This window comes from Novacetimonas pomaceti (genome assembly GCF_003207955.1).
GTDB lineage: Bacteria > Pseudomonadota > Alphaproteobacteria > Acetobacterales > Acetobacteraceae > Novacetimonas > Novacetimonas pomaceti.
Window position 1 is genome coordinate 41,736 of sequence record NZ_NOXG01000009.1, and the last position, 13,113, is coordinate 54,848.

A 13,113-nucleotide genomic window follows, 5' to 3' on the forward strand; every position below is an offset into this window, starting at 1 on the left:
GTACTGCATGCCCCTCATCGAAAAGGATGGAGTTCTTGCCTGTTGCTCTGCTGGCCCTTGCAATCGGGGCTTTTGGCCTTGGCACCACGGAAACCATTGTCATGGGGCTGCTGCCCCAGTTATCAAGCGACCTGCATGTCACGATCGCACAGGCGGGCCTTCTGGTGTCCGGCTATGCGATCGGCGTGACCATAGCCTCCCCGCTGGTGGCGGTGCTGACCAACAGTTTTTCCCGTCGCGATACGCTTTTGCTGATGATGGCCATCTTCATCGCGGGCAATGCCTGCAGCGCCATCGCGGGTGGATACTGGTTCCTGATGGCGGCGCGCGTCCTGACGTCATTTTCCCATGGAACGTTCTATGGCGCGGCCTCCATCATGGCGGCCCAGCTTGTCGTACCGGAAAAACGGGCCGAGGCCCTCTCCCTCGTCTATATCGGCCTGACGCTTGCCATGATCCTCGGCGTGCCGTTGGGAACGGTGGTGGCACAGATGACCACGTGGCGCATGGCGTTCTGGCTGATCTGCGGCATCGGCATCGTGGCATTGGGAACGATGTGGATATGGATCCCACAGGATGGAAAAGCCGCAACCCCCATCAGGCTGCGTGAACAGTTCCGCGCCATGACGCAGCCGCTGGTCGTGACGATGATGCTGGTGTCAATGTGCACCTCCTCCAGCATGTTTTCCCTGTTTACCTATATTTCACCCTTCCTGCAGGTCCGTACCGGCCTGACGCCGCATGTGATCGACGGCGTGCTGCTGATGATCGGCGGGGGGCTGTGCCTTGGCAATCTGCTGGGCGGGCGCCTGGCGGACTGGAAGATGCTGCCTTCGTGCGCCGGGCTGATGGCGGCCGTGGCGCTGGTGCAGCTCTGCCTGGCACCCGGCAGCCTGCATGTCTGGAGCTGCCTTGCGCTGCTGTTCCTGTGGGGAGTGTTCATCTATGCCCCGATGGCCCCGTTACAGACCTATGTGGTGACCTGTTCCGGATCGGCGCCCAATATCGCGGCCGTCATGAACCAGAGCTCCTTCAATTTCGGCAATGCCATCGGGGCGTGGGCTGGCGGCGTGGTGGTGGGCACCCACTGGTCTTACGCCGGCCTGCCCATCCTTGCGGCATGCTTTGCCGCCATCGGTTTCGGGCTGGTGCTTCTGGCGCAGCATTTCCAGTCCAGGGATACGATACGCCCCCGTTCCACAATGGCCGCGACCTCCGCCCCATCTGAACACCTCCATTCCTGACCCGGGCCCGGTCAGGCGCCGCGTGGATGGCCGTTTTCCACGCGCCCGCGCCAGTCTCGGCAGGCCTTTCCATACGCGTCACAAACGCCCTGACGGGGTGACGCCCCCCCCCCCCCCGTCAGGGCGTCTCTTTCTCTTTCATGAAGCATGGGCCGTCCCGCAATAACGGTCAGGCTACGCTTTCGGCCTTCCAGTTCTTGCGCTTCGTGGTCTTGCCGATGCCGGGGTTGAAGCAGTTGCACGGGTCAAGGCTGCGATAATGCTGCTGCAACGCAGGCGGCGCGGCATACAGGTGGCCATAATTGTGCTCCGCCGGATAACGCGCGCCCCTTGCGTCAAGAAGCCCGAGCATCTGCGTCTCGATCGCGGTGCAGTCATTGCCTTTTCGCACGATATAATCCTGATGCATAACATGGCACAGGAAATGCCCGTAATAGAGCTTTACGATCAGCCTGCGATCAAGCTCCGACGGCAGCGTTTCGGACCAGTTGCGATCATTCCGCCGCAACGCGACATCCAGTGCGACGATGTTTTCCACCGTGCGGTGATGCGTCGTGCGATAACGGATCGCCGCCCCCGCCGCCGCGAAACGGTGCAGGAAGGCCTTCGCCCCTTCATCGGGCGTACAGGCGAAATAGCGGGTCCCGCTTCGCGCGCAGAAACTGTCGAGGAACGCGCGTGCCTCGCCCGCCAGTTCCGCGCCGACCTTGAGCATCAGATGATGTTCGAAGCGGTCCCGATACTCATACATGCGCTTGGGAAGATGTCTGGGGAAAAGCCTGCTGAGAAACTGAAGGATCCGGTCGCTCATATTGCCGGGCAGGAAAGGAACCCGCTCCGTCAGGCGGTCGAAGCGGTTTTTCAGCGCGAACAGCATGGGCAGGCGGCGGGTGCCGATCGCGCGGATGATCAGGAACGTGTCCTTGCCATATTCCTCGGCAATATCGAACGCATCACGATGGATGTATTCGCCCGCGATCGGCAGTTCGGAAAACGACGTCAGGATATGCCGCCTGATTTCTTCGAGTTCATCTGGATTGTTCGTCCCGATGTAGAAGACCGACGGGTTGCGTTGCGCCGGGAAGGTATCAAGCCGGACCGCGAACAGGGCCATGCGCCCAGCGCACCCTGCCCCTTCGAACAGGCGCGCCGGATCGGCGTTGTAGCGCGCTGGGGTATCGGCCTCCACATCGCGGACATGCGTGGCATAGTCGTCATCATGCCCCTTGCCCGCCTTCCAGTTGATCGCATTTTCGGCGATGACGCCCCGGTCGAGGTTGCCAAGTATCTCTTCCGGCGTGGAACCGAGTTCAATGCCCAGATGGTTGACAAGGTGCAGGTTACCCTGTTCATCGGCCTGCGCGAAGATCGACATCTGTGTAAAGGCCGGCCCGCGCTGTACCAGGGCACCGCCAGAATTGTTGCTGACGCCACCAAATACCGCGGCCCCGATACATGACGATCCGATGACCGAATGCGGTTCACGCCCGATGGGGGCCAGTGTGCGTTCAAGCTGGTCCAGCGTGGCGCCGGGCAGGCAGACGACCTGGCGTCCGCCACCGATCAGGAATATCTTTTTCATCCGCATGCCGCTGATGATGACGATATCGCGGTCATAATCGTTGCCATCGGGGGTGGAACCACCGGTAATGCCGGTATTCGCCGCCTGCATCAGCACGATCTTGTCCGCCTTCATGCAGGCCTGGATGACACGCCACTGCTCCACCAGCGAGCCGGGATGCACCACGGCAAGCGCGTTTCCCAGTCCGAAGCGGAATCCCCGCCGGAATGGCAATGTCTGGGCCGGGTCCGTCAGGACATGCGCATCCCCCACGATCTGGCGCAGTTGCGCCACGAAGGGCGTGTCGGGGTCGCCGGAGTGACGGGCGCGGGAAAAGCGGGATATCAGGGCTCCGAACATGGCGGTTTCTTCTTTCTGTTGCGGGGAACTTACGGCGGGCTGCCTACAGGGTGCCGATGACTTTCAGGCCCACGACCTCTGCATTGGGAATGCGCGAGGTTTCCCCCGGGCGCATCATGTACTGGAACTCTGGCTGGACCAGGATGCCGGGATAGACCGGGACACCGTAATAGGCCTCCAGCACGGCGGCATGCGTCTGCGGACCATTGGCATATCCCCCCGGCAGCAGTCCCGCATCCATGCGCAGGCGCTGTCCCTCCGTGGTGCGGGGGCTGATCTGGTAATAGGAATACATCACCCCGAAACGGTCATGGGGACGGTAGGGAATGATGCCAAGCAGGGACGACCCGATATAGAATTCATCCGATATGACGGAAACGTCAGGCGTATTATGGATATATCCACCCAGCACATACCCGCCCGCCATCTGGTTGGTGCCGCCTTTTCGATAAATCATCTGGTCGGCCTCCAGATAGAACGTATCGCGCGCCTCCCCCGCATGCGCCCGCGCGGTACCGGCGGGTACACTTCCCAGATTGTCGGCATAGCGGGTCGTATCGTGTGCGAACCCCAGGACGTAATGGCCGGGCAGCCGTCGCGGCCCCAGAAAGGGCTGCCACGTAAATTCGACCGGCAGCATCAGGCCCGTGCTTTTCTCGCCCGCCCAGGCCCAGCCGCTGATATCCTCGTTCAGGGGGCTGACATTGTATGCCCCCACCTGCAGAAGCGTATCGCGCGTGGGACGCAGCCGCACCCTACCCCCCCACGTCGCCTTGGGATAGACGCTGAAGCCCGCATCAAGCTTGATGGCGACGGGAGCGGAACAGGTCATCATGAAACTGCACAGCAAGGGCGACGTGGAGAACACATGCGTCAGCGCCATGCGCCCGAATGCAAGGTCGACCGTATTCCCCAGAAAGGATTTCTGCGCGTACATGTCCGTCAGGTGCGCGACGGAATGGCCAGACAGGCTGTACACTTCCATCAGGCTGATATTGTAATCGCCAACCCGGTCATGGGACACTTCGCGCCCCACCCGTTCCATCAGCAGCGTATGCACCGTCCAGCCATTCAGCCCGAACAGGCGGCCAAGGTCGAACTGGGTCTGCAATGTCAGCTCATGCACATAATCCATGCCGCGTGATATGCCGCCACCCACATCGGCCATGGCCTCGCCCTTGTACGTAAACTGGAACGCCACGCCATAGCGTTGCAGGCGGGAGCGAAAGGCACCGATCTGCGGCAGGATGTGTCCCGGCGCCTCGGACGCGGCATAATATCCCGCCGACAGGTCACGCACCCGCAGGGCGTCCTCGCGATTGTTCAGCAGGATCGACAGGCCTTCCGTCTTGAAAATAGTATTGAGCCGCGTCGAAACCGAGGCATGCCTGCCGGCCTGTTTGTGTTCCTGCCCCGGTTCCCGTTCTGGCGCGGCAACAGGTTCATCGTCATGCAGTACAGCATGGGCGTGAAGAGGTTTCTGAACATTGCTGTTCGCAAATGAAGGCTGCGCCAGAGATGGAGAATAGGAAAAACAGGAACTTGCAAGTGAACCAGCGAGTCCTATTTTGTATAAATCATATAATCCATTGATATAGGCGCGCTTCATTATTTTCAGAAGGCGAATCATAAAATGGCTTTTAAAATCGCATTTCTCGATTCAGCAACACACGAAAAAGGGATTGACGCCTTCGTTACCTAAAGAAAAAAGAAAAGAGAGTGATGCGTATTCCGTCATTGTCCTTTTTATAAATACTTGCGACTTAAAAATATGTATTTCGGGTTGCCTGACGCTGTCGTCCCATGGGCATACGGTGCCATTCCCCCCGAATTCCGGAACACGCAGACAGAAAGCATGAAGCATGACCTATACCGTCGGACGGTACCTTGGCACGCGACTGGCCCAGATCGGATTGAAGGATCACTTCGCGGTCGCGGGGGATTACAACCTCGTCCTGCTGGACCAGCTTCTGGAAATTGACGGGCTGCGGCAGGTCTATTGCTGCAACGAACTCAACTGCGGCTTCAGCGCCGAAGGCTATGCCCGCGCGAACGGCGCGGGGGCCGCCGTGGTGACCTTCAGCGTCGGCGCGCTGTCGGCGCTCAACGCCATTGGCGGGGCCTATGCCGAAAACCTGCCGGTCATCCTGATTTCGGGCGCGCCCAATTCCAACGATATCGGCAGTGGGCATATCCTGCACCACACGATCGGCACGCCGGATTATTCCTACCAGCTGGAAATCGCGAAACGCCTGACCTGTGCCGCCGTCTCCATCACGTCCGCGACCGAGGCCCCGGCGCTGATCGATCATGCGATCCGCACCGCGCTGCGTGAAAAGAAGCCAGCCTATATCGAAATCGCATGCAATGTGTCCGCAGCCCCCTGCGCCGCCCCAGGTCCTGTCAGCGCACTGATGCATGATATTCCCAGCGACCCCGACACGCTGGAGGCGGCTGTCAGCGCAACGGTCGAATTCCTTCGGACGCGCGAAAAGGTATCCCTGCTGGTCGGAAGCAGGTTACGCGCGGCAGGGGCCGAGGATCAGGCACGGCAGCTGGGAACGACGCTGGGATGCGCGGTTGCGACCATGGCGGCGGCAAAAAGCTTCTATCCCGAAAATGATCCCAACTATATCGGCACCTTCTGGGGCGACGCCAGCAGCGCCGGCGTGCGGGAGGTAATGGACTGGTCCAACGGCATCATCGCCCTTGCCCCCGTCTTCAACGATTATTCCACTGCCGGCTGGACGGCATGGCCAAAGGGCGAGAACGTGCTGCTGGCCGATACACACCAGGTGACAGTGGGCAACAGCAGCTTCGACGGCATCCACCTTCGCGACTATCTCCAGGCGCTGACAGCGCGCATCAGGGGAGAGGTCAGCCGGCCGGCGACACTGGTCGAATACAGGCGCATTGCGCGCGAACCCGCCCCCCAGCCCCCCGCCGATCCGAAGGCAAAGCTGGTCCGCGCGGAAATGGCGCGCCAGATTTCGGCGCTTCTGACGCCGCGGACCACCGTTCTGGCCGAAACCGGGGATTCCTGGTTCAATGCCATGCGCATGACCCTGCCGCAGGGCGCGCGCGTGGAGCTGGAGATGCAGTGGGGCCATATCGGCTGGTCCATCCCCGCGACATTCGGTTATGCGGTCGCCGCACCGGAACGCCGGATCATCACGATGGTGGGTGACGGTTCATTCCAGCTGACGGCACAGGAAGTGGCGCAGATGGTGCGACTGAAACTTCCGGTCATAATTTTCCTTGTCAATAACAGGGGATATACGATCGAGGTCGAGATCCACGATGGTCCGTACAACAATATCAAGAACTGGGACTATGCCGGCCTGATGGAGGTCTTCAACGCCGAAGACGGCAAGGGACGCGGCCTGTGCGCGCGCACGGGGGGCGAACTGGCGGCGGCTATCGCCACCGCGCTGGAAAACCATGACGGCCCCACCCTGATCGAATGTCAGATTGACCGCGATGACTGCACCAGTGAACTGATTTCATGGGGACGGCGTGTCGCCACGGCAAATGCACGTCCCCCCAGAAACGCAGAATAAAAGCAGTCCATACATCCGGATGGCATTTATTTGTATTTCCCAAGGTCACGGAAGAGAAGAAAGGAGGAAATGAATCCTCCTTTCTTCTCATCTCCCGAAACAGAATATTTTCATATAAAAACAATAAAGTTTCTTGGCGTCACCTTTTTTCAAAAAGGTGATGTCTTTCGATGCCCTCTGGACTGGCATGATTGCGTGCCTCACGCTCCCGACACTGGACAATCGGCGAAGCCTTCTGGCAATAGGTTGGCAGGGCCGATCCCGTCTTGTCCGGTCATTTCGCGTGGTCGCCCGGTTTCCACGATCGAAAGATAAATCCGTGCCAGTTCTGAACGACCCCGCGACTGTCAGCGAAATCACTGCGATGTCGGACCTGTATGAAACGGCGCTGGGGGAAAACCGCCTCGAAACCCTTGACCGCCTGTTTTATGACGGTCCCGAAACCGTTCGGTACGGGGTGGGCGAAAACCTGTACGGGGCGGATGAAATCGCCGCCTTCCGCCGTGCCCGGACAGGCGGGTCGCCACCACGCACCGTATTGCGGCGTGTCATCACGGCAATCGGGCCGGATGTCGGAACAGTTGACCTGGAATTCCAGCGCGTCGGAAGCACCCGTATCGGACGGCAGAGCCAGACATGGATCCGCACGCCGGATGGATGGAAAGTCATCGCGGCACATGTTTCGCTGATGGCGGACATTTCCTGACGATACAGTCATGGCGTGGCCCGCGTGAATGAAACCAGCCACAATGCGCAACGAAACCACCATCACGCATGCATCTTTTGCGGAAACAAGATGTCATATTTCCGTTTAACGCGAAATATTCTTGCCCTCACGCCATGCAAAATGGTCCAGAACCCATGTTTTCCGCTATTTTTTCCTTTTATCCATACCCTGTATTTCACCTATTTCATCCAAGCCCCGCGAGGCAGCCATTCCAAAGACGAGTAGGTCAAAGGTTGCCGGAGCGAACGGAATGGCGTTATCGCTAATTTAACTACACCCCGTACGGCCATGCCATGACCCGGCATATCCGGCTGGACCAAACGTCCTCGAGAGGCGACGCTACATGGCTACAGACCAGCGCTGTTTTCCTGCTGACATTCATCTTTCCACCCCCAACAGCGCGCGCCTGAACCGGCTGATGCGGATGTCCCGGCGCGATGTCCTGCTTGCGGGCATGGGGGCCGCGCTGGTCTCCGGCACCGGTAATGTTTTCGCCGCCACGCCCGACGACGCGGATATCGCCACATTCATGACCGTGTCGCAGCGCCTGACGGATCGCGACACGCTGGACCCACGGATCGGGCATGCGCTATTCATGGGCATTGTCCATGCGGTGCCCACGCGGCGTGACCAGGTCAATCAGCTGCATGAACTGATGACGAAAAACAGCTTCACCAGTGCAAGGGAACTGGCGCGCGCCGCCGAACAGGCCGATCCGGGGCTGAAGGACGCCATTCATGACATCATGACCGGCTGGTATCGCGGCCTTGCGGATCACAAGGTGGTTGTCTATCGCTCCGCGTTGATGTTCGACATCACGAAAGACGCCGTCTATCCCAAGACCTATGCCAGCGGTGGCCCGTTCTACTGGACCAAGACCCCGCCGGAAGTGGCGCTTCCGACCGGCGAGCCCGCCCTTTCGCCCTCCACATTCGTCGTGGAACCCACCTGACAGCCGGAGCGTCCTTATCCATGTCTTCCGAACAATCCCTCTCTGCGGATGTCGTGATCGTCGGCTCCGGCGTCGCGGGCAGTTCCATCGCCAATGAGCTGGCCCGTGCCGGCATTTCCGTGATCGTGCTGGAGGCTGGCCCCCGGGTCGACCGGCAGCATTTCGTGGAAAATTTCCGCAATCTGGAAAACAAGCCTTCTTACCAGGGGCCTTTCCCTTCCGTCCCGTGGGCAATTCATCCCCCCAACCAGATCACGCCGAACGAATACCTCCACACCACCGGCCCTGATGCCGAGGCCTACCAGCAGGTGTACCTGCGCATGATGGGGGGCACGACATGGCACTGGGCCGGATGCGCGTGGCGTTACCTCCCCTCCGATTTCGAGCTGAAGACCCGGTACGGGCAGGGACGCGACTGGGCCCTCAAATACGATGACCTCGAACCCTTCTACTATCAGGCCGAGGTCATGATGGGCGTATGCGGTCCCCACCCGTCGGTGGAGGATCTGGGATCGCCGCGCAAGCAGCCCTATCCCATGGAAGCCCTGCCGATTTCCTATGCCGCGCGGCAGTTCCGCCAGCTGATCAGCGAAAAGACCCCGTGGCGGGTCGTGCACGAGCCGCAGGCCCGCAACACCCGCCCGTATGACAGCCGTCCGACGTGCGAGGGGCATAACAACTGCATGCCGATCTGTCCCATCGGGGCCATGTATAACGGCAGCTATTCCGTCTACCATGCCGAAGCGGCAGGCGCGAAGTTCGTGCCCAACGCTGTGGTTTACAGGATCGAACGCGACAGTGCCAACAAGCGCGTGACAGCCGTCCATTACTATGATCCGGACAAGGGCAGCCATCGCGTCACGGGCAAGTATTTCGTCATCGCGGCGCACTGCATCGAAACCGCGAAACTGCTGCTGGTTTCCGCCGATGACCAGAGCCCTGATGGCATTGCCAACAGTTCCGGCCATGTCGGGCGCAACATGATGGACCATACCGGCGTCCAGGTCAGCTTCATCAGCGGGGACAAGGCATTGTGGCCGGGTCGTGGCCCGCTGGAAACCAACGTCATCGACAATTTCCGCGACGGCGACTGGCGCAACACCCGTGGCGCCTATCTGGTGCACATGGTGGATGACAATCAGGTTGATCTCGCCACGGCGCTTGCGATTTCAAAGGGTTATGTCGGACGCGAACTGGAAGAGCAGATCCGTTACCTCGCCTCCCATACCGTGCGCCTCTTCAGCCATAACGAAGGGATTGCCGATCCCGAAAACCGCCTGACGCTGAGCCAGACGCACAAGGATGTCCTGGGGATCCCGCATCCCGAAGTCTATTACAAGCTTCCTGAATATACCGTCAAAAGCTGCGAACATACCCGTGGCATGTTCCGTGAACTGATCGGCCTGATGCACGGCACGGATGAACAGTGGACGCCCGGCTACTTCCCCCAGGACCATCCCGCGGGCAGCACCATCATGGGAACCGATCCCAAGGATTCCGTGGTGGACGGGTTCTGCCGCACCCATGACCACGAAAACCTGTTCATGGCGAGTTCGTCGGTCTTCTCTTCGGTCGGAACCGGCAATATCACCCTGACGGTGGCGGCACTTGCATTGCGTGTCGCCGATACGCTGAAAAAAGAACTCGTCCATGCCTGATATCACGCGCAACATCCTGTGGTCCGTTCTGGCCGCGGGAACCGCTTTCGCTTCGCTGCCGGCGTCTTTGGCCCATGCCGATGACGCCCCGGCGGATCTTCTGGCACGTGGCGAGTATCTGGCCACCGCGGGCGACTGCGTGGCCTGTCATACGGCGCCGGGCGGCAAGCCTTTCGCGGGGGGGCTGAAAATCGCCACACCGATGGGCGATGTGGTTTCCACCAACATCACGCCCGATCCCGACCACGGGATTGGAAAATACACGGAAGAGGATTTTGAAAAGAGCCTGCGTCAGGGCATCCGCCGTGACGGCAGCCACCTCTATCCCGCCATGCCGTATGTTTCCTATTCCGGGCTGACGGATGGCGACGTCAAGGCGCTGTATGCGTGGTTCATGCACGGTGTAAAGCCGGTTGCCGTCACCCCGCCTGCGACCTCGCTCAATTTTCCCGCCAACATGCGCGTCGCCATGGCGGCATGGAACATGCTGGCAAGCAATACCCCGCCTGAAAGCGGCGATTCCGCCACTTTCGACAAGATGCGCCGGGGCCGTTACCTCGCGAACGCCCTTGAGCATTGCGGCACCTGCCATACCCCGCGCAACATGATGCTGAGCGAGGAGCAGGACAGCTACCTTGCTGGCGCGCCGCTGGTTGGCTGGTATGCCCCCAACATCACGTCGAGCAAGACAAGCGGGATCGGGAACTGGAGCGAGGACACCCTCGTGCAGTATCTTCACACGGGTCACGTGGACGGGCTGAGTCAGGCCGCCGGACCGATGGGCGAGGCGGTTGAACACAGCACCAGCCACCTGACCGATGCGGATCTGCATGCGCTGGCGGCGTATATCCTTCAGGTCCCGGCAAAAGAAGACAGTACCGAGCATAAACCGCGTGAAAGCTTTGGCCAGCCGGTTGAGGCCGCTGATGTGCGCAGTGGCGATCTGACCCGAATTGACGACCTGTCGGAAATGAGCGGGCAGTATATCTATGACGCGAACTGCGCGGCGTGCCACGGCCCCAACGGTGCGGGAACCAGCGATCATTATGCGCCTTCCCTGTTCCATAATTCCGTTACGGGGGCAGGACGTCCGGACAACCTGATCATGACGATCCTGAACGGCGTGGACAGGACCGCAGATGGGCAGCATGTCCATATGCCGGGGTTCGATCATGATTCTGACGTGCAGCGCCTGAGCGATAGTGAAATCGCAAGCGTCACCAATTACGTCATGACGACCTTTGGCAGTGGCGATCATGCGGCAACACCTGAACAGGTTGCAAAACTGCGCAAGGATATTGCCAAGACCCCCTGACTGTTTCGCAAGATCCAATATGAACGCCATATCCGTTCTGGTATTTCACCACGAATGGATATGGCGTTCTTTTTTCTGACCCTTTCCACAGCCTAACAAGGCTGTTTGAAAACGACCTGCCGATAAAAAATAATAAAAGTTTTTGGGTGTCGCCTTTTTTCAAAAAGGTGATGTCTTTCGAAGCTTTTTGAAAAAAGCTTCACCAAAAACTTCTTGTAATTTCCCTGTATTACCGGGCCTGCCTTTTCAGACGGCTTCTTGAAACAGTAGCAAAGGATGCTGCTTTTTTTAAAATAAGGCAGCATCCAAAAACTTTTCACAAATGGATTGTTTTCAAACAACCCGGTGCCTGATGACACACTGGTTGCCCGACCAGCGGACAAGGTCTTTCCTTACAGGTTTACCAGTTTCCCCATTCCTGGTTATTCCACTGCTGCCCGTTCCACCCCTGTCCGCCCAGTTGCTGCATCTGTTGCATCTGCTGCTGACGCATCTGTTCGGCCTGCTGGCGCAACTGCATCTGCTGCTGCTGCTGTTGTTGTTGCAACTGCTGCATCTGTTGCTGACGCTGCATTTCGATCTGCTGCTGGCGCTGCTGCAGCTGGAACCCGGCGTTGGGCTGACCACGCATCTGGTCCGCCTGCTGGCGTAGCTGGTCCTGTTGCTGACGATACTGATCTTCCATCTGCTGGCGCTGCTGTTCCGTCTGCTGACGCATCTGTTCACGCTGCTGGCGAAGCTGCTCGCGCTGCTGGCGAAGCTGCTCGCGCTGCTGGCGGAACTGTTCCTGCATCTGCTGCATCTGTTGCTGCTGCTGCGGTCCCCCGCCCCATTGGGCCATCTGGATGTATGGCGAACCTGCCGCGCATGCCGATGTGGACACGACGGCCGTTCCCATCAGGAAAAGCGCCAGTGGAACTGCAAGCTGGACAGAATGATGCCGCATGGCGTGACCTCCGGTTATGGTGCGTCGGTTTCCCGACGCGATCACAACATCTTGCGCATGCCTGTCGTGCTGGCAAGCATGCCCTGTTATATTGGCGTCAATATATGATTTCCGGCCACCACGTCGAATACCGGAAGGTGGAACGGCCACCACAATGGCGCAGGAACGACAGACATGCCCGATACCAGCTTTTCCCCCAGGTCCGTTGATGAAATCGCCAGCTATCACGCGCATGTCTATTTCTCGCCTGCTACGGCATCCCACGCGCTTGCGCTACGGACGGCGCTGGCGCGGCGTTTTTCCGTCCGGCTGGGCCGCGTTCACGAGGCACCGGTGGGACCGCATCGTGCCAGCATGTTTCAGGTCGCCTTTGAAACCGCCCTGTTCGCGACCCTCGTGCCATGGCTCATGCTGAATCGAAACGGCCTCAGCATCCTGGTGCATCCCAATACCACCCATCCCCGTCGCGACCATGTCGAGGACAGCCTGTGGCTTGGCACCCCCCTCGCCCTGCTTCCCGAGCGCCTGCCCGAAACGCAGGAACATGCCGACATGGCGGGGCCAGTGAACACGACGCCGGACCTGCCCCCTGTGTCCTGATTCGCATCTTTTGTAACAAGCAAAAAAAGAAACCGAACCGGGATTGCCATCGAAGCGGACAACCCGCCATAAATACCGGCGAATCAAAGGCCGGGAGACAAGACATTGCTTTGTCCGAAGACGGATCAACGGCGTACCATCCCCTCGTTCATATCGGCATTCCTTTCCCTCGCACTGCTGTCTGCCCTGC

At 59.5% G+C, this 13,113-nt stretch carries 11 protein-coding genes; 9 read left to right on the forward strand and 2 right to left on the reverse strand.

Translation table 11 applies throughout. The annotated features are described in order from the left end of the window. Positions 1–26 precede the first annotated feature (26 nt). Positions 27–1,244, forward strand: coding sequence for an MFS transporter (locus CFR71_RS09380; protein ID WP_239019278.1), 1,218 nt, complete (start codon positions 27–29; stop codon positions 1,242–1,244). Positions 1,245–1,413: 169 nt separating this feature from the next. On the opposite strand, the gene dld is transcribed toward CFR71_RS09380, so the two are convergent. Continuing rightward, entirely contained in the window at positions 1,414–3,165 is a 1,752-nt protein-coding gene (dld, locus tag CFR71_RS09385) for a D-lactate dehydrogenase (RefSeq protein ID WP_110530471.1), read from the reverse strand. 43 nt (positions 3,166–3,208) lie between these two features. Further along, positions 3,209–4,465: a carbohydrate porin gene (locus CFR71_RS09390; RefSeq protein WP_338065930.1), complete on the reverse strand. Its 1,257-nt coding sequence runs from the start codon at positions 4,463–4,465 to the stop codon at positions 3,209–3,211. A gap of 562 nt (positions 4,466–5,027) precedes the next feature. Between CFR71_RS09390 and CFR71_RS09395 the strand changes: the two genes are divergently transcribed. The 8 genes from CFR71_RS09395 (at position 5,028) to CFR71_RS09430 (ending at position 12,923) form a co-directional block, all read left to right on the forward strand. Then, the gene (locus CFR71_RS09395; RefSeq protein ID WP_110530472.1) at positions 5,028–6,725 is read left to right on the forward strand and encodes an alpha-keto acid decarboxylase family protein; all 1,698 of its coding nucleotides are present in this window, start codon (positions 5,028–5,030) and stop codon (positions 6,723–6,725) included. 319 nt (positions 6,726–7,044) lie between these two features. Then, positions 7,045–7,431 carry an oxalurate catabolism protein HpxZ gene (gene hpxZ / locus CFR71_RS09400; RefSeq protein WP_275405110.1) on the forward strand — a complete coding sequence of 129 codons (387 nt, stop codon included), beginning with the start codon at positions 7,045–7,047 and terminating at the stop codon, positions 7,429–7,431. 364 nt (positions 7,432–7,795) lie between these two features. After that, positions 7,796–8,404, forward strand: a complete 609-nt coding sequence (locus CFR71_RS09405; RefSeq protein ID WP_110530474.1) for a sorbitol dehydrogenase family protein — start codon at positions 7,796–7,798, stop codon at positions 8,402–8,404. Positions 8,405–8,424: 20 nt separating this feature from the next. Beyond that, positions 8,425–10,062, forward strand: coding sequence for a GMC family oxidoreductase (locus CFR71_RS09410; RefSeq protein ID WP_110530475.1), 1,638 nt, complete (start codon positions 8,425–8,427; stop codon positions 10,060–10,062). Further along, positions 10,055–11,377, forward strand: coding sequence for a cytochrome c (locus CFR71_RS09415; RefSeq protein WP_110530476.1), 1,323 nt, complete (start codon positions 10,055–10,057; stop codon positions 11,375–11,377). Before CFR71_RS09410 ends, CFR71_RS09415 begins: the two co-directional genes overlap by 8 nt. Before the next feature lie 460 nt (positions 11,378–11,837). Next, complete coding sequence (locus CFR71_RS16520) at positions 11,838–12,029, forward strand: hypothetical protein (protein WP_110559673.1); 192 nt, start codon at positions 11,838–11,840, stop codon at positions 12,027–12,029. 9 nt (positions 12,030–12,038) lie between these two features. Then, positions 12,039–12,431, forward strand: coding sequence for a hypothetical protein (locus CFR71_RS16525; RefSeq protein WP_165832077.1), 393 nt, complete (start codon positions 12,039–12,041; stop codon positions 12,429–12,431). A 66-nt stretch (positions 12,432–12,497) separates the two neighbouring features. Beyond that, on the forward strand, positions 12,498–12,923 hold the full coding sequence (locus CFR71_RS09430; RefSeq protein WP_110530479.1) for a DOPA 4,5-dioxygenase family protein: 426 nt from the start codon (positions 12,498–12,500) through the stop codon (positions 12,921–12,923). Positions 12,924–13,113: the final 190 nt, after the last annotated feature.

What these genes read in the sequence shown, in the direction of transcription:
- CFR71_RS09380 (WP_239019278.1), top strand. Translation starts at nt 27, where the DNA reads ATGGAGTTCTTGCCTGTTGCTCTGCTGGCCCTTGCAATCGGGGCTTTT.
- dld (WP_110530471.1), bottom strand. Translation starts at nt 3,165, where the DNA reads ATGTTCGGAGCCCTGATATCCCGCTTTTCCCGCGCCCGTCACTCCGGC.
- CFR71_RS09395 (WP_110530472.1), top strand. Translation starts at nt 5,028, where the DNA reads ATGACCTATACCGTCGGACGGTACCTTGGCACGCGACTGGCCCAGATC.
- CFR71_RS09405 (WP_110530474.1), top strand. Translation starts at nt 7,796, where the DNA reads ATGGCTACAGACCAGCGCTGTTTTCCTGCTGACATTCATCTTTCCACC.
- CFR71_RS09410 (WP_110530475.1), top strand. Translation starts at nt 8,425, where the DNA reads ATGTCTTCCGAACAATCCCTCTCTGCGGATGTCGTGATCGTCGGCTCC.
- CFR71_RS09415 (WP_110530476.1), top strand. Translation starts at nt 10,055, where the DNA reads ATGCCTGATATCACGCGCAACATCCTGTGGTCCGTTCTGGCCGCGGGA.
- CFR71_RS09430 (WP_110530479.1), top strand. Translation starts at nt 12,498, where the DNA reads ATGCCCGATACCAGCTTTTCCCCCAGGTCCGTTGATGAAATCGCCAGC.